The organism is Euzebya pacifica (assembly GCF_003344865.1).
Classification (GTDB): Bacteria; Actinomycetota; Nitriliruptoria; order Euzebyales; family Euzebyaceae; genus Euzebya; species Euzebya pacifica.
In genome coordinates this window covers 962,863-979,902 of sequence record NZ_CP031165.1, presented here as the reverse complement: position 1 = coordinate 979,902, position 17,040 = coordinate 962,863, and the positions used below count along the sequence as shown (strand labels likewise).

Annotated in this window: 10 protein-coding genes; 6 read left to right on the top strand and 4 right to left on the bottom strand. The window is 70.7% G+C overall.

Annotation, left to right across the window (positions count from 1 at the left end):
• The first annotated feature begins 29 nt into the window (after positions 1 to 29).
• From DVS28_RS04035 to DVS28_RS04020, 4 genes are read left to right on the top strand one after another with little or no spacing between them, the layout of a single operon-like run.
• A complete protein-coding gene (locus DVS28_RS04035) occupies positions 30 to 2,144 on the top strand; it encodes a PEP/pyruvate-binding domain-containing protein (protein ID WP_114590317.1) in 2,115 nt (704 codons plus the stop codon).
• On the top strand, positions 2,141 to 2,677 hold the full coding sequence (locus tag DVS28_RS04030; protein ID WP_114590316.1) for a hypothetical protein: 537 nt from the start codon (positions 2,141 to 2,143) through the stop codon (positions 2,675 to 2,677). The genes DVS28_RS04035 and DVS28_RS04030 overlap by 4 nt, the downstream gene beginning before the upstream one ends.
• Positions 2,674 to 3,108 carry a hypothetical protein gene (locus DVS28_RS04025; RefSeq protein ID WP_114590315.1) on the top strand — a complete coding sequence of 145 codons (435 nt, stop codon included), beginning with the start codon at positions 2,674 to 2,676 and terminating at the stop codon, positions 3,106 to 3,108. The genes DVS28_RS04030 and DVS28_RS04025 overlap by 4 nt, the downstream gene beginning before the upstream one ends.
• On the top strand, positions 3,105 to 3,851 hold the full coding sequence (locus tag DVS28_RS04020) for a protein tyrosine phosphatase family protein (protein WP_114590314.1): 747 nt from the start codon (positions 3,105 to 3,107) through the stop codon (positions 3,849 to 3,851). The genes DVS28_RS04025 and DVS28_RS04020 overlap by 4 nt, the downstream gene beginning before the upstream one ends.
• Positions 3,852 to 3,923: 72 nt before the next feature.
• Here DVS28_RS04020 and sucD read toward each other — a convergent pair whose 3' ends face one another.
• Together sucD and sucC are read right to left on the bottom strand one after the other, a co-directional pair.
• Complete coding sequence (sucD, locus tag DVS28_RS04015; RefSeq protein ID WP_114590313.1) at positions 3,924 to 4,841, bottom strand: succinate--CoA ligase subunit alpha; 918 nt, start codon at positions 4,839 to 4,841, stop codon at positions 3,924 to 3,926.
• Between the two features lie 3 nt (positions 4,842 to 4,844).
• On the bottom strand, positions 4,845 to 6,008 hold the full coding sequence (gene sucC, locus DVS28_RS04010; protein WP_114590312.1) for an ADP-forming succinate--CoA ligase subunit beta: 1,164 nt from the start codon (positions 6,006 to 6,008) through the stop codon (positions 4,845 to 4,847).
• Between the two features lie 174 nt (positions 6,009 to 6,182).
• On the opposite strand from sucC, the gene DVS28_RS04005 reads away from it, so the two are divergent.
• Positions 6,183 to 6,755, top strand: coding sequence for a hypothetical protein (locus tag DVS28_RS04005; protein ID WP_114590311.1), 573 nt, complete (start codon positions 6,183 to 6,185; stop codon positions 6,753 to 6,755).
• Between the two features lie 178 nt (positions 6,756 to 6,933).
• Entirely contained in the window at positions 6,934 to 7,890 is a 957-nt protein-coding gene (locus DVS28_RS04000) for an esterase/lipase family protein (RefSeq protein WP_164709909.1), read from the top strand.
• A 201-nt stretch (positions 7,891 to 8,091) separates the two neighbouring features.
• On the opposite strand, the gene DVS28_RS03995 is transcribed toward DVS28_RS04000, so the two are convergent.
• A complete protein-coding gene (locus DVS28_RS03995; protein WP_164709908.1) occupies positions 8,092 to 9,186 on the bottom strand; it encodes a hypothetical protein in 1,095 nt (364 codons plus the stop codon).
• A 310-nt stretch (positions 9,187 to 9,496) separates the two neighbouring features.
• Positions 9,497 to 17,017 carry a ThuA domain-containing protein gene (locus DVS28_RS03990; RefSeq protein WP_114590308.1) on the bottom strand — a complete coding sequence of 2,507 codons (7,521 nt, stop codon included), beginning with the start codon at positions 17,015 to 17,017 and terminating at the stop codon, positions 9,497 to 9,499.
• Positions 17,018 to 17,040: the final 23 nt, after the last annotated feature.

Below are 17,040 nucleotides of genomic sequence, written 5' to 3'. Positions count from 1 at the left end.
CAAGTGGCCAGCCGGGAACGTGCCTTTTCATGACCGATCTGCGCGACGGGACCTCATCCGCTGGACACGTTTCGGTCGAGTCCGACCGCAGCACGGCCTCGTCCGACGCGGCGGCCTCGACCGAGGCGACGGCCACCGAAACGGTGGTGCTGGACCTCGACGACCCCCGCGCCACCGACCGCGATGTCGTCGGCGGCAAGGGCGCCGCGCTGGCCATCGCGGCCAACGCCGGGTGTCCCGTCATCCCCGGTTGGGTGGTGACCGTGTACGGCACGCGGCAGATCGACGGCGAGGGCATCGACGTGCTCGAGGCCGAGCTGCAGGAGGCATGGCGCGGCGGCCCGGTGGTCGTGCGCTCCTCCTCCGTCGTCGAGGACGGGGACGAGGAGTCGATGGCCGGCCGCTACGAGACCGTGGCGGACGTCACCACCGTCGAGCAGCTCCGCAAGGCGATCGCGACCGTCCTCGATTCCCGCACGAACGTGGCCGACGACACGCCTGACCTCGAGCCGCAGCACGACATCGCCGTGGTCGTGCAGCGCCAGATCGACCCGACCTGGAGCGGGGTGGCGTTCGGGGTCGACCCCGTGACCGGCCGTCCCGATCGGCGCACCGTCGCGGTCGTCTGTGGCGACCCCGACGATCTCGTGTCCGGCACCGTCGACGGGGACACCTGGATCACCGACGCCGACGGCGCCGTCGTCACCGAACCCGAGGATCCCGAGACCGACCCCGGCGACGACCTGATCGCGGCGGTCGTGGACCTGGTGAACGAGGTCGGCGAGCGATTCGACGGCCCCCAGGATGTCGAGTGGGCCGCCGACGCCGACGGGACGTTGTACCTGCTGCAGACACGACCCGTCACCACCGAGGTCACCGCGGTGCCCGAGGGACCGGAGCTCGGCACCGGGCCGATCGCCGAGACCTTCCCGTCGGGCATGGCGGCGCTCGAGGTTGACCTGTGGGTGCCGCCGTTGCGCGAGGGAATCGCCCATGCGCTCCGTATCGGTGCCGTGGCATCCGACGGTGACGTCGATGCCTCGCCGGTCCTGGTGACCATTTACGGGCGTCCCGCGGTGGACCTGGAGCTGTTCGGTCGCTCGGACCGCAACCGATCCCCCATCCGCGATCGGGCCCGTCGGGTGGTGGCGTCGTGGCGACTCGGCCGTCTGCGGGCGGCCCTGCCCGCGGCCGGTCGCCGGATCGCCCGGCGGACCGACGAGGAGCTCGGACAGCTCGGCCCGCTCGAGGACTACGCCGACGAGCAGCTGCTGGACCTGCTCCACCGCAGCCGGGACGTGCTTCGCGCGCTCCACGGCCACGAGGTGCTGACCGGGCTCATCACCGATCCCTCGGGCAACGAGCTCACCGGGAACGGGGTGGCGCTGCGCCTGCTGGCCGATGCCCGCCGCCGCGGTCTCACCGACGCCGAGGCGATCGTCCGGGAGCCGGCGATCCTGTCGCTCTACGCGCCCCGCATCGGCGGCGAGCCCGATCTTCCGGAGGTCACCGACGTCCCGGATCGGCCGGATCGCACGACCGACCCCGAGGCGCCCGGGGTGGTCCGCGAAGCGTTGCGCATGCGCGTCCGCTGGGTCCACGAGCTGCAGGCCCGTGCCGCCCTCGTCCTCGGCCGGCGCCTGCACGACCGGGACCTGCTGGACCAACCGACCGCCATCCGCCACGTCCGGCTGGACGACCTCTGCGCGTCCGTCCGCTCAGGCACCGCCCCTGACCTACAGCCGCCACCGGCCGACGACGCGTTGCCGTCACGGTTCCGCCGAGGAGCGGATGGCACGATCGTGCCGCTGCGGTCCGGCAACGGCGACGACGGGACCGGCGCGGGCGGCGGCACCGGCCGTGGGAAGCCGTTCGTGATGGACGACGAAACCGAGGTCGACGACATCCCGGACGGCGCCGTCCTGCTGACCGCGGCGCTGGGACCCGAGCTGGCGGGTGTCCTCGGACGCCTCGAGGGGGTGGTCGCCGAGACCGGCAGCCCGCTCAGCCACGTCGCCATCCTTGCCCGCGAGGCCGACGTCGCCACCGTCGTCGGCCTGGCCGGCGCCCGTGAGGACCTGGCCGACGCCGAGTCGCTGGTCGTCGACGGTGGTGCGGGGACCGTGGAGAGGAGCACCTCGTGAAGAAGCTTGCATGGCTCATCGGGCTGGCCGGGATGCTCGGCTCCGCTGGCTACCTGTTCACCTACCTCGTCCGCTGGCAGTGGAACCGAGCGCTGTTCTCCGGCTTCGCCCTGCTGGCCGTGATCGTCGTCATGGGCTTCGCCTGGGTCGTGCAGCGGCTCGACCGCATCGAGCAGTCGCTGGACCGCGCTCGCGAGCCATCCGGTCAGTCGGGAATGGACGCGGCGTTCCTCGCCGACCTGCAGCAGACCCGGCCTCGCCGCGACCACTTCGCGTGGTTGCGGGAGCAGCAGGAGCAGATGAACGTCTTCATCACCGTGCTGCTCGGCGGCGGCGCGGTCGTGTCCGCCGTTGCGTGGATCGTCGGCCGTGTCGCGGAGTCCACCACGACCCCGTCGGCCGAGGAGGGCCTGGCCGAACGCATGGGCCCGCTGGCCTACCCCGACGGCGGGTTGGTCCCCGGCGAACAACCCGTGCCCGACGACGCCAGCAGCCTGCTTCGTGGACGCCCCACGGGGGTCGGCCGACGATGAGGCGATCGCTGCTCGTCGTCCTCGTCGTACTGCTCGGCGTCGGCATCTGGGTGCTGCGGGAGCAGACCATGACCGTGCATGCCGACGTGCCCGACGACTCCTCCCTGGAGGTGGTCGTCCTCGCCGACGCACGCACGGCGGGCGAACCGATCGAGCAGCTGGCCCGCGCCCACACCGAGGTGTGCGTGGCCGAATCGGTGCCCGGCGCCACCGTCGCCGCCTTCGAGGCCACGCAGCATCCCGACGAGCACGAGGCGCGTCCGGCTGGTCGCGTCGAGGCCTACCGCATCGAGCTGCGACCCGGTGCCGATGCCCCCGACCGGGACCAGCTGCACGGCTGCCTCGAGGATCTGAGAGTTCGACATCTACGACTGGAGGTCGAGGCGATGACCCAACGCGAGGGCGATCGGGTCATCGACCGCGAGACATGAACACCACACACCCCACCCCCGACACCATTCCCGAGCCGAGGCTCGACGATCCCGCTGCCCAGCGCGGAACCCGTCGGTGGCTGCGACGCCCGACCCGTCCCCGAGGCTGGGTGCTGGCCGTCGTCATCGGCACTGTCGTCCTGATCGGCCTGGGCAACCTGGCCATCGTGAGCAGCCACCTGACGGCGCTGGCCATCGGTCCCGACGACGACCTGGAGCTGGCCGGCATCCCACGGGCCCGGGCGATCGATGATCGCGTCTGGCGCGGCCGCGCACCCACCGACGAGGGGTACCGAGCCCTGGCCGACCGCGGCGTCGAGGTCGTGGTCGACCTGCGCGCGGAGGAGTTCGAGCAGGCCCCGGTGGCGTTGCTCGACGAGCTGGGCCTGGAGTTCGTGCACATGCCGATCCGCGACGGCCAGACCCCGACCACCCGCCAGGTCGAGCGGTTCATGGAGGTCGTCGACGAGGCCGGCGGCACTGTCTTCGTGCACTGCGGCGCCGGGGTCGGTCGCACCGGTGTGATGGCGGCGGCCTACAGCTCGTTGACGACCGACGAGTCCAACGCGGGCCTGCTGTGGGAGAACCTCTCCATCGGCCCGCCCAGCCTCGAGCAGATCACCTACGCGCTCACCGTCGACGGGGAGCTGCCGCTGGAGCAGCCGCCGGTTGCCGTCCGCGGCCTCAGCCGGCTGTTCGACGGCCCCCGACGGATCTGGCACAACCTGCGCGGCGACGTCTGATCCGGGCTCCGGTGACCAACGACGACGGGCCCCCGCCGATGTGGCGGGGGCCCGTCGTGGATCCAGTGGGTGCTAGCCGTTCAGGCGCTGGATCATCAGCTGTGCGGTCTCGGAGGGGTTGATGCCCACCGAGATGCCCATCTCCTCCAGCGCAGCCTTCTTGTCGGCCGCGGTCTCGCCACCCTCCGAACCCTCCTTGACGATGGCGCCGGCGTGGCCCATCTGCTTGCCCGGAGGGGCGGAGAACCCGGCGACGTAGGCGACGCAGGGGGTGTCGGGGATGTTGTCGGCGATCCAGCGACCGACCTTCTGCTCCTCGGTGCCGCCGATCTCGCCGACGAACACGATCGCTTCGGTGTCGGGGTCCTCGGCGAACTTCGGGATGATGTCCATGAAGTTGGACCCGATGATCGGGTCACCACCGATGCCGACACAGGTCGAGATGCCGATCCCGGCCAGGTTCAGCTCGTGCATGATCTGGTAGGTCAGCGTGCCGGAGCGGCTGACCAGCCCGACCTTGCCCGGCTTGGTGATCTGCGGCGGGATGATGCCGACGTTGGCCTTGCCGGGGCTGATCAGCCCGGGGCAGTTCGGTCCGATCAGGATCGGACCGCTGGACATGTCGTAGCTGCCGTCGTCCTGCCGGGTGTAGAGGGTGTTGTAGACCTCGGTCATGTCGTGGACCGGGACACCCTCGGTGATGGCAACGATGGTCTCGATGCCGGCCTCGTAGGCCTCGAGGATCGCGGCCTTCGTGAACGGGGCGGGGACCATGACCATGGAGGTGTTGGCGCCGACCTCGTCCTTGGCCTCCTTGACCGTGGCGAAGATCGGGACGTCGAGCCCCTCCCAGGTGGTACCGCCCTTCTTGGGGTGGGTACCCGCCACGATCTTGGTGCCGTAGTCCTGGTTCCGCTTGCCGTGGGCGGTGCCCTGGCTCCCGGTTCCCTGGATGACGACCTTGGTGGACTCGTCGATGATGATGGACATGGTCTAGGCCTCCTTGGCGAGCGCGACGGCCTTCTCGGCGGCCTCGATCATCTGGGATGCGGGGACGATCTTGGGGTTGTTGGCCCCTTCGAGGATCCGACGCCCCTCCTCCGCGGAGTTGCCGTCCAGGCGGACGACCAGCTTCTGCTCGACGTCGCCGAGCATCTCCATCGCGCCGAGCACACCGTTGGCGACGTCGTCGCAGCGGGTGATGCCGCCGAAGATGTTGATCAGCATGACCTTGACCGCGGGGTCGCCCAGCACGAAGGCGATGCCCTCGGCCATGGACTCCGCGCTGGCCCCGCCACCGGCGTCGAGGAAGTTGGCCGCTTCGCCACCGGCCTGGGAGACGACGTCGAGGGTGCTCATGACGAGCCCGGCGCCGTTGCCCATGATCCCGATGTCGCCGTCGAGCTTGACGTACTGCAGGCCCTTGTCCTTGGCCCGTGCCTCGAGGTCGTCGCCCTGCTGGTCGTCGGGGACGGGCCCCTCCAGCGCAGCGAGGTCCTCGTGGCGGAACAGCGCGTTGTCGTCGAGGGAGACCTTGGAGTCCAGCGCGATGATGCGGCCGTCCTCGGTCTTGATCAACGGGTTGATCTCGAACAGCGTGGCGTCGCTGGCGACGAAGCCGTCGTACAGCTTCATCAGCAGCGCGACCTGCTGGTCACGGGTGTCGGTGGGCATGGCGCCCTGGTCGAGGATCTGGTTGGCCAGCTCCTCCGACATCCCGTCCACGGGGTTGATGTCGACCTTGGCAACCTTGTCCGGCTGCGTGCGGTTGACCTCTTCGATCTCCACGCCGCCCTCGACCGAGCAGATGGCCTTGTAGCCCTTGCTCACCCGGTCGTGAAGGATCGAGAGGTAGTACTCCTCGCCGATGTCGCTGGCCTTCTCGACCAGGACCTTGTGCACGACGTGACCCTTGATGTCCAGGCCCAGGATCGCCTCTGCTGCAGCCTTCGCGGCTGCCGCGTCGGGGCAGTACTTCACCCCCCCGGCCTTGCCGCGACCGCCCGTCAGCACCTGCGCCTTGACCATGACCGGCACACCGTATTCGGTTGCCAGCGCTTCGGCCTGCTCGGGTGTCGTGGCGATCTGTCCTTGCGGGGTCGTGGGAATGCCGTGGGCGCGGAAAAGGTCCTTGCCCTGGAACTCCATGAGGTCCACGTCTACTCCTCTCGGGAGTCTTGTCAGTCGGAGGGGGCCGCGTCGAGGGGCCGGAGGGCAGCCCGGAGTCGGACGGCCCTCACCGACCCGAACAGGCCGGCCGGCCGCGAGAATAGCCCACGGGGACCGGCCGACCTGAACCGAGGCGGGTGACCCGGCACACTTCACGGAGCCATGAGCGACCGTCCCACCGACCAGACCGCCCCCGACGGGTCGGCCGCGAGCCCACCCACGGACCAGCCGGACTTCGGCCCGGGGGGCTACCTGCCGCCCCGCGCCGCCAAGCGCGCCCGCAAGATCGTCCTGCGCGAACGCATGGGGCTGCACTGGCCCGTCGCTGCGGTCGTCGCGGGGCTGCTGATCCTCGCGGTGGTCATCCCCGCCGTGATCGGCGGGTCGGCACGACCGGAGGAACCCTTCGTCAACGTGGGGTCGCTGGACCAGGTCGACCCGCGCGGGGACGCGGTCCTGGACGTGACCGGCACGACGGTGCTCGTGGTCCGGGGCGGCGGGGTGCTGGCCGCGTTCGTCGACCCACCCGAGGGGGCCAGGTACTGCGGCACGTCGCGGCGGATCGAGTCGCCCGACGGGACGGTCTGGACCCTGCAGGGACGGCGGGTCGGCGGGACCGGGGACTCCCTCGTCCGGGCAGGGGCATCGGCGGTCGACGGCGACCTCTACGTCGATCCCACGCCCGGCGACTCGCTGACCCCGACCGACAGCGACGTCGCCCCCGGGTGCGACTGACGGCCGACCACCGCAACCTCGCCGACCAGGGTCTAGTCACATCGAGGCGTTTTGTCCTTACGATTTGCGAATCGGGGCGTAGACGCGCTTTGGTTCGACGTTGTACGGGCACACTGACAGCCACTCACCTCGTGCCGTCCGTGAGCAACAACCGAACAACGAGAGCCGGAGCCCGCAGTTGAACCCAAGCGTGGAAGCCGAGTACGACGACCTGTCCCACCTGCGTCGGCAGGCGGCGGTCGCCCTCAGGAGCCTCCTGCGCCCGGGTACCTACATCGGCACGGTTCGTGAGCTCGCGCTGACCGCGGTCCACGCGGCGGCCTACCCGATGGGGATGGCACGCGACGCCAACCGTCGGAGCACCCCGCTGGGGCAGGACGCGCCCGACGCCGTGACCGACAGCGAGACGGCGAACATGCCGATCATCCTCGTGCACGGCTGGATCCACAACCGCTCGGCGTTCCTCGGGATCAACCGGGTCCTGCGCAAGGCGGGATTCCGCCACATCCACGCCTTCGACTACAACCCGCTGACCTACGACATCCCCGAGATCGCCGGCATGCTGGCCGCCGAGGTCGACCGGGTCCGTTCCATCTCGGGTGCGGACAAGGTCATGATCGTCGGCCACTCCATGGGCGGGGTCGTGTCGCGGTACTACGTGCAGCAGCTCGGCGGGCACGACACGGTCGACACCGTGATCACGCTGGGTTCCCCGCACCGCGGGACCTACGCGGCCTACCTGGCGCCGGGTTCGTCCGGCCCGCAGATGCGTCCCGGCCACACCCTGATGCGCAAGCTCGAGGAGACCGCCCGTCCGAGCGACGTCCGGTGGATCGCCGTCTACTCCGACCTCGACATGCTGATCGTGCCCGGCGTCAGCGCCAAGCTCGTCCACCCTGCGCTGCGCGCCCACAACGTCAAGGTCGACGACCTCGGCCACCTGTCGCTGCTGCTGTCCGGTGAGGTCATGCGGACGGTCGTCGGGCACCTCTCCGATCGCACGCTCAACCGGCCCGAACCGCTGGAGGACGTGCATCCCCTGCCCGAACGCAGCACCCGCACCCTCCGCGTGGTGCCGCCGGTCGTCGACGCCGAACCGGCCTCGCCCCCGGGCGACCTCGCCGCCGAGGCGTAACCCCACCCCCTCTCCAGCGGAGTCGCCCCTCCCCCTCCGGCGCGTCCCCCTCCCCCTCCTCCAGCGAGTTGTGCAGGTTGGCCGGCCCGTCGGTTGACCTGACCAGCCTGGCCGAGCTGTGGTGCAGCTCGACCGGCCCATCGGCTGAAGTGCACATCTCGGTCGGCGCGGCGGGGGCCTCGACGACGAGCTCCAGGTCGACTACGCGGCCCGCGACCAGCCGCGACGGGTGAGCATGTCCAGCGCATCGGTCCGGACGCGGCCCCGGAACGTCGCCTCCTCCTCCACGAGGGTGTGGTGATACCGGGTGACCTCCCACCCGTCCACACCCCGCACCTGCTCGTCGCGTCGGCGGTCTCGCCGGGCCACCGACGGTGCGTCGTGGTGCGGACCGTCCACCTCCAGCCCCCACTGCACGTCGATGACCGCCACGTCCATCTCGCCCACCATCGCGCCCGCCCCGTCGCGCAGGAGGTAGGGACGTGTGGTTGCGTCCAGGCCGAGCTCGGCAAGGACTTCCCGGATGATCGCGCGTCCACGGGCCTCGGTCTCGGAATGGGAGAACCCTGGCCGCACTCGGTCGGCCGCCCGGACCATCGCCCGGGGGACGCGCCGCGGAAGCCCGAAGGAGAGGGGATCCGCCACGGCGCCGAGGAACTCGTCCATCGACAGCACCCGGAGCCGGTCCAGGTGAACGGCCGCATCAGCCACGTTGACCTCGGCCCGTCCCGTTCGGCGGGCGATCCAGGCCATGTCCCACAGGACCCGGTGAGGGAGGGCACACGGCACGCCGTCGATCCAGCGGAGGTCGTCGGACGCTCGTCGGCTGCGGACCACCCGCACGGGGCGGCCGCGGACCTGGGTCTCCCGCTCGACGAGCAGCTGGGGAACCGCAGGCGGGTTGTCCCGAATACCCATCAGCCACCCCGCCGAGAATCCGGTCACGACCGCCACGTCGGACACCGCCGCTGCGAGGGCTGCGACCCGATCCCCTCCCTCCAGCAGGCGGGACGTGGCCCGTTCGGGACCGCCGACGCCAGCCACGCAGAGCAGGCCCGCCCACAGCTGCCCCATGTCGTCCGCCCGTCCGCCCAGCACGCGGAGGACGCCGCGATGGACACGCGTCCAGCCCCGCCGGCTGACCAGCTCGGTGACCGAGGAACGTGCGACGCCGAGCATGACGAGCTGCCACACCGCGAGGTGGCCGGCCTGCCGTGCAGCCAGCCGATCAAGGAGCGCCGGATCGACCCGTGCGGGGTCCGGGGTTCCGCCGTCGGCGGCCTGTGGGACGTCCATGTCCACCACCATGTCCTCCGGCTGGGGTCACCCGTCGACGACCTCGGCCCCGCTCGTGGACAACCCGAGGCGCGTGTGTGGCCCCTCCCCCTCCCCCGGCGATGTGCAGGTCAGCCGGTCACCCGGCCGACCTGCACGAGCCTGCCGGGGATGTGCGCAGGTCAGCCAGCCCGCCGGCCGAGCTGCACAACTCCGGCCGCCGGGACGGTCGCCGGGACGGTCGCCGGGACGGCAGCCGCGCGGACACATCGGCCGGAACGGCGAAGTGCCCGCCGTCCCTGAGGACGACGGGCACCTGCTTGGCGGACGATCAGCCAGCGTCCTCCGAACACGGGGTGAGCGCTGCTGCGGCGTCACTCACCGCATTCGGGCCGCCGAGCACGACGACGTTCGTCGCGCCCAACCGCTCGATCTCGGCCAGCACCTCCGCCGGGACGCAGTCCTGCTGGACCACGAGCAAGGGAGCGTGGTCCATGCCGGCAGCGACCCCGCCGGCCAGGGCGTCGGGGTAGTCCGAACCCGTGGCCATGTAGACCGTCGACGTCGCACCGGGGAAACCCTGGCTCGACACGGCCGCCGCGGTGGCGTACCGGTTGGGGCCGGCCCAGCGGTCGACCGGTCCATCGGTGAAGGCCGTCAGGGCCTCGGCGACGCCAGCGGAGACGACGGCCTCACCCCCGACGATGACGATCCGGTCCGGCGACAACGACGCGAGCGCCGCCGCGGTGGCGTCCGGCACGGCGTCCTGCTGCACGAGCAGCAGGGGTCCACCGGTCACGACGGCCACCGGACCGAGGGACAGGGAGTCGGCGAAGGAGTCGCCCGTGGCGATGTAGGCCACGACGTCACCGTCCTGGGCGAACGACGTGGAGCCCATGAACTCCTCCACGAGCGCGGCCGCGGTTTCGTAACGGTTCGCACCGGCGATGCGATCCACCGGCCCGTCGGTGTAGTCCGCGGCCATCGCCTCGACGTCGGCGCCGATCACGGCGGTGCCTCCGAGGATGGTGATGCGGCCGGGGTCGAGCCTGGTCAGCTGCGCGGCGGTCGCAGCCGGGATGGCATCGACCTCCACCAGCAGGATGGGATAGCGCAGGTCACCGGCGATCGGCACGGCCGCCAACGCGTCGGCGAAGGAGGACCCTGTCGCGAGGAAGACGCGCTCGACGCCGGGTTCGAACCGATCGGCGATCCGAGCGGCGGTGTCGAACCGGTTCTCGCCCTCGATGCGGTCGACCTCGACCTCCGGCTCGGGTTCCGGCGTCGGCGTCGGCGTCGGCTCGGGGGTCGGCGTCGGTGTGGGGGTCGGGTTGGGATTCGGGTTGGGGTTGGGGTTGGGGTTCGGGTCGGACTCGAGCACGGTGAAGGAGACGGTCTCCTCCGTCGTGTGGCCCGCGACATCGGACGCCGCGACGATCAGCTCGTGACTGCCCGGCTCGAGGGCACCGGCATCGAAGGCCTCGCCCACGACGGGGTCACCGTCGAGGGTCACGACCACCGAGGCCACACCCGACACGTCGTCGGACGCGGTCCAGCCGACAGGTGTCGCATCGTCCTCCTCGACCTCCTCGCCGTCGACCAGGCCGTCCACGGCCACGGTCGGGGCGGTCAGGTCCAGCATGCAGGTGAAGGACTGCACCTCGGTGAGGTCCTCGCCCCGTCGGGCCCGCAGGTCCAGCGTGTGGTTCCCCTCGCTGGCGATGACCACGACACCGTCGTCGTCGGTCGTCCAGCCCGTTCCGTCGAGGTCCACCTCGACGGTGGCTGCCTCGTCGTTCGGCGTGGCCGTCACGGTCACGGGGCTGATGTACCAGCCGTCCAGGCCGTCGGGGTCCTGCGGGTCGACGTCGACCTGCAGCTCCAGCGGTGGGAGCGGCGGGGTGATGGTGAAGGTGGCGGTTCCCACCTCGGAGGTGTTGCCCGCGTCATCGGTGGCGCGGTACTCCACGGTGTGCGAACCCGCCGCGGTGACGGTGATCGGGCCCTCGTGGGCGGTCCAGTCGCCGCCGTCGAGGCGGTGCTCGACGAGGGCAACGGTGCCGTCGTCGTCGGTGGCCTCGATGACCACGTCCACGTCGTCCGCGCTGGTGTCCAGCGTGGCGCAACCGATCATCAGGCCGGCGTCACCACCATGGATCATCACCGACTGGGCGCTGGACGCAGCTGCCCACGGTGCGGAACCGCTGACCACGGCGTGGCCCGCCGGGCTGGCGGTGAACCCGGCGTGTGGGTCGGAGGGGTTGTCGACCAACCACAGCTCGTTGGGCGGCTCCTCCACGCCGTCGGGGTCGTCCATGTAGTGGGCACCCATCTCGCCGCAGACGCCCTCGTGCAGGTGCGCCTGGTAGGTCGCACCGGCGTCGAGGCCGGAGAGGGTCGCCGTGGAGGTGGTCTGGTCAGCGCCCACGACCAGCTCGATGCTGCCACCGATCGTCTCGCCGGGGATGGCGCTGACGTCGCCCTCGAAGGTGCCGAGCAGGTTGGCCCGGACCTCCGGCGGCGTGGTGTCGCCCACCACCTCGGTGTCGAGGTGGAACCAGTCGAAGTCGACCACGACGGGATCGACCTGTTCCGGGCCGATGGCCAGGAGGCCGATGCGGTCCAGGTCGGCGCTGTTGGTGACGGGTTCGCCGATCGGCGTCCAGCTGATGCCGCCGTCGCTCCACTCACCGGTGTAGGTGTCACCCTGCTTGGTGAGGCGCAGGTAGAAGTAGCCCGACTCGGCGGTTTCGGCGGTGTCGACCAGGCGGTTGCCGCCGGCACCGAAGTTGCCACCCTGCTCCGAGACCAGCTCGGTCTGCAGGTCGACCGGGGCGCCGGGGGCATTGCGGGCAACCACGTCGAGCTTGACGTAGTCGTCGTCTCCGCCGTAGGCCATCAGGCCGGCCAGCTGCCACTGGTGCATCAGCGGGGCCCGCATGCGGGTGGTGGCCACCCAGTCGCCCTCGGGGGCGTGCTGGAGGACGAAGTTGCGCGGGTCCAGGTTGTCCCCGCCGTTGATGTCACCCGGCTGGGTCGTGATCGACAGGTGGCCGTCGGCCACCTCCAGGGTGTTGGCGTCACCGCGGACGGTGGCCGCCCAGCGACAGGTGTCCAGGGCGTCGCCCTCGAACTCGTCGTTGGGGTCGATCACGTCGTCATCGGAGGGGGTCTCGAGCGCAGCCCAGTCGACCGTCGCGACAACCTCGGTGGCCGTGACGTCGCCAGCGGCGACCATGCCGATGTCGGCATCCGGCTTCACGGGTGCGGCACCCGGCAGGTCGATCCACGTGGTGCCGTCGGTGGAGTAGGCGGCGGTGATCGCCGCGCCGTCGCTGACCATGCGGAACCAGACGGCGTCCGGCGCAGGGTCCAGCGCGACGTTGTTGGCGTGCCAGGTGCGGCTTCCGCCGGTCTCGGTCTGGAACTCGAGGAACCGGTTGCCGTTGGTGCTGCGGGTGTAGGCCAGCTTGACGTACTCGTCGTCGCTGCTGTGCAGCATCAGCCCGGCGTGCTGCCACTCACGGGTGTGGGGCAGCGAGAGGGCCGCGGTGAACGCCCAGGGGCCTTCCGGTGCAGGCCGTCCGACGTAGCTGATCGGCCCCGCGCCGTCCTCGTTGATGTCGCCAGCCGTCACCGGCAGGTGGAGCATGCCGTCGGACACACTCACCGGGTGGCCGTCGGCGTCCCGGACGGTCGTCCAGACGCCGGTGTCGATCTCCGTGCCGTCGAACTGGTCGACGCTGCCGGTCAGGCAGGTGGGCAGCGGCTCGGGTTCCTCGACCGTCGGCACCCCCTCCTCGATGGAGAAGCTGGAGAACGTCGCGGTGGCACGGCCGGTGGTGCTGTGTGCGGTCACGGCCAGGCCGATGTCCTGCACCGCGGCCGCGTTGGGCAGCGCAACCGGTCCACCGATGGGGGTGAACGTCGTGCCGTCGCTGCTGGACCAGGCCTGGTAGTCGTCGCCGTCACGGGTGAGGCGCAACCAGACCGGCACCGAGGACGACGCGCCGTTCGTGGCCGCGTCGATCGAGCCGTTGCCGTCGCTGTCGCGCAGCCACTCGTAGGGGTTGCCCTGACGAGCGGTGAGGAACCCGTACCCCGGCGAGCTGCCCGGGTCGGTCACGTCGTTGCGGACGATGATGCCCGCCTTGGCGCTGGCGTTGGGCATGTCGACGCTGTCGACCCGCACCGTCGCGGTCCACTGGGTCCACTGTGCGGCGGCCGGCTGGTAGACCGCGCCGTACTCGTCGGTGCCCTGCCAGGTGTTGGCACCACCGGAGTCGATGGTCCACGTGTCGGCGTCGGGTCGGTCGAAGTTGGCGCTGGCTGCCTCGTGGCTGAAGGTCTCCCAGCCGGCGAGCAGGTCACCGACGTCGACCTGGATGGCCCGGGAGGTGGTCGACACCCCGTCGGGGTTGGTCGCCACCGCCTCGAGGAGGTACCTGTCCTCCGTCGCGGGGGTCCAGGTGATCTCGTAGGGGGCGGTGTCGTCGCTGCCGACGGACACGCCGTCGACGAGGAACTCCACGCTGGCGATGCCGTTGTCGGCGTCGGTGGCGTCGGCGGTCAGCTGGATGTCGCCGACCTCGTCGACCACGGCGTACGGCTCGGGGCTGGTGATGGTCACCGCAGGCACCGTGGTGCCCGACACGCCCTGGCCGACGGCCTCGATGAAGTTGACCTGGCGGGTGCCGTCACCGGGCATGACGACATAGAGGGCGAAGGAGCCACCCGGGTCGGTCGGGCCCACCGGCACGTGGACGTCGACGAAGCGGCTGAGGCCACCCGCCGGAACCTCGGCGCTGCCGATGAGGGCCCCGTCGGGGCTGTCGGCCCGCAGCTCGATGGTGCCGCCGCCGGCCGAGGCCGCGCGGACGATCAGCTCATCGATGCCGGCGAGGCTCATCCGGTCGTAGGCGAACCATGCCCCGTCCTCACCCGACAGGGCGTCGCCGTGACCAGCGACGTCGCGGGCCGCCACGACCGTCATGCCCTCGTCGGACTGGCGGAACTCCGCCTCGCGCAGGCGGGGGTAAACCAGCACCGTGTCGCTGCCGGTCAGCGACTGCACGCCGTCACCACCGTGGTCGGAGTAGCGCGCGTCGAGGACGAAGAAGATGTTCTCGTCCGGCGCGTGGCCGCCGAGGGACGTCTGCACCGACCCGGTCAGGCCGGTGAACTCCGTGGTCGGGTGGGCGTGGTAGTCGTGGCCGAGGGCCGGCTGCACGATCACCTCGTTCGGGTCGACGGGGTCGTCCTCGACGTCGGTGGCCGTGATCGCCCACGACACCTCGGTGCCGAAGTCGAAGAACGCGCCGTCGGCAGGCGTGTCGACGGTGACGACCGGGCGGGTGTTGCCCACGGTGATGGGCTGGATCGCCGTGCCGGTCTTGCCGTGCGGGTCGGTGACGACCAGGCGGGCGTCGTAGACCCCTGCGGTCTCGTAGGTGTGGGTGATGGTCTCACCCGTCTGGTCGATGGTTCCGTCGCCGTCGACGTCCCATTCGACGGTGAGGGCCTCTCCTTCGGGGTCGGTGGACTCCGTCGCGGAGAAGGTGACCTCCAGCGGTGCCTGACCGTCGGTCGGGCTGGCGCTGATCCGGGCGATCGGTGAACGGGAGCCGGAGATGTAGTCGATGCGGTGCAGGCCCGAGTTGGGGTTGTCACGGCCGAAGCCGCCACCCCAGTCCAGGACGTACAACGAGCCGTCCGGCCCGAAGACCGAGTCGATCGGGGCGAGGAACTGGGTCTGCGGCAGGAACGGCGTGACCTTCTCCACCGCCTCACCCGGGACGAACGCCTCCGTCGTGGCCTCGTCGGCCAGGAGGAAGTTGAACATCCGGTTGCGGGACCACTCGTAGAAGAACGCCTTGCCGTCGTAGGACGACGGGAACTTGGTGTCGGAGTCCAGCGTCTCGTCGAAGTCGTAGACCGGGCCGCCCATGGGTGCGAGGCCGCCACCCTGGTTCAGGCCCGACCCCTGGTCGGACGCACGCTGGTAGCCGTAGAAGACGTCGGCCGGTCGTGCCGGTGGCAGCGCCTCGACACCGGTGTTGTGGATCGAGTCGTTGATCGGCGCATCGCAGTCGAAGAAGTCGCCGACGGTGGCCGGACTGGTGAGGTAGTCCACGTCACGGAACGGCTCGTTGGCGCCCATGCACAGCGGCCAGCCGTAGAAGCCCGGCTCGGTGATCCAGTTCCACTCCGCGATCCCGGCAGGGCCACGGGTGGCCGGGGCGTCGCTGTTGTTGTCCGGCGAGTAGTCCGCCAGGCCGATGTCGCCGGTGACGGGGTCGACGAAGAAGCGGAAGGGGTTCCGGAAGCCCATGGCGTAGATCTCGGGCCGCACCTTCTCCAGGTCCGCCGGGGACAACGCCTGCGCCCAGTCGCTGTCGACGAGGTTGCCGGCCGGGACGGTGTAGCTGCCGTCCGGCTCGGGGTGGATGCGCAGCAGCTTGCCGCGCAGGTCGTTGGTGTTGGCCGAGGTGGCGCGGGCGTCCCACAGGTTGGAGGAGGACTCGTGCAGCGGGGCGTAGCCACCGGAGGGCTCGGAGTGGGGGTTCACGTCGTCGCCGACCGACAGGTACAGGTCGCCGTCGGGGCCGAAGCGCAGGCCACCACCGGTGTGACCGGGTTCGTCGGGCAGCCGGCTGGCGGGCACCTCCATGACCACGACCTCGCTGGCCGGGTCGATGCCGTTGCCCTCGACGGTGAAGCGGGACAGGAGGCTGACGAAGTTCGCCGGGTCGCTGTTGTCGGCGGTGTCCGGGGAGTAGTAGACGAACAGGTGGCCGTTGCTGTCGAAGTCTGGGTCCAGCGCGATGCCGAGCAACCCGTCCTCGCCGCCGGAGTACACGTCGAGCGTCAGGGCGGTGGAGGTGGTCTGGGTCTCGGGGTCGTGGATGCGGATCTGGCCGCGCACGAGCTCGGTGAAGAAGACACGGCCGTCGGAGGCGACGTCCATCGCGAACGGCGCGGAGGTGTTGGAGTCCAGGGTCACCCGCTCGAACTCGCTCCAGTCGGTGCCGCCGCAGTCACCCTCGACCAGGCCGGCAGCCCACTCCACGCCGCCCAGGATGTGATCCACCAGGAAGGGCTCGTCGGTGTAGTGCGCGCCGAAGTGGCCCATCCCGGTCATCCAGGCGCGGCCACCGTCGTACATCCGGCACCAGGAGATGGGGTGGTCGTACCCCATGGCGTTGCCGCCCGGGTCGTAGGTGGACTCGTCCATCGTCGCCAGGACATGGGCCTCGCCCCGGACGTTGGCGGAGTAGTTGTACCACTCGTCCGCACGGTCCCAGCGGGTGGGCAGGTGCTCGGTGGAGGGGTGGGTCCCGTCCTCCACAAGGACCGTCCCCGGCAGCCCGGGGCTGCTTCCCGTGGCGGCGTGACCGGGCATCAACGCGCCGATCATGTCGTCCCACCAGGCGTAGTTGCCACGCATGTCGGTGGCGTTGTGGACCGCGACGATGCCACCGCCGGCCTGCTGGTAGCGCTCGAGCGCGGCCTTCTCGTCGGCCGTCCAGGGATCACCCGAGGTCTGGAACATCAACAAGGCGTCGAAGGTGGCGAGGTCGACGTCGTTGAAGATCGACGAGTCCTCGGTGTGCACCGTCGTGATGTCCGCGTCGGCGAGGGCCTGGCGCAGGACCGGGGTGCCCTGGTCGATCGCTTCGGTGTGGCGGAACTGGGTGGTCTCGGTGAAGACCAGCACGTTGGCCACGGGATCGGCGACCTCGTAGGGGCCGCCGGTCTGGGCGGTGGCGGCCACGGCGGGGACGAGCAGGAGGGCGACGACGGCGCCCCAGCGCGTCAGCCACCTCGAGATCCTGGCAGGGGTGTCCTTCATGATCGATCGACTCCTTCACTTGC

What these genes read in the sequence shown, in the direction of transcription:
- DVS28_RS04035 (WP_114590317.1), top strand. Translation starts at nt 30, where the DNA reads ATGACCGATCTGCGCGACGGGACCTCATCCGCTGGACACGTTTCGGTC.
- DVS28_RS04025 (WP_114590315.1), top strand. Translation starts at nt 2,674, where the DNA reads ATGAGGCGATCGCTGCTCGTCGTCCTCGTCGTACTGCTCGGCGTCGGC.
- DVS28_RS04020 (WP_114590314.1), top strand. Translation starts at nt 3,105, where the DNA reads ATGAACACCACACACCCCACCCCCGACACCATTCCCGAGCCGAGGCTC.
- sucD (WP_114590313.1), bottom strand. Translation starts at nt 4,841, where the DNA reads ATGTCCATCATCATCGACGAGTCCACCAAGGTCGTCATCCAGGGAACC.
- DVS28_RS04005 (WP_114590311.1), top strand. Translation starts at nt 6,183, where the DNA reads ATGAGCGACCGTCCCACCGACCAGACCGCCCCCGACGGGTCGGCCGCG.
- DVS28_RS03995 (WP_164709908.1), bottom strand. Translation starts at nt 9,186, where the DNA reads ATGGACGTCCCACAGGCCGCCGACGGCGGAACCCCGGACCCCGCACGG.
- DVS28_RS03990 (WP_114590308.1), bottom strand. Translation starts at nt 17,017, where the DNA reads ATGAAGGACACCCCTGCCAGGATCTCGAGGTGGCTGACGCGCTGGGGC.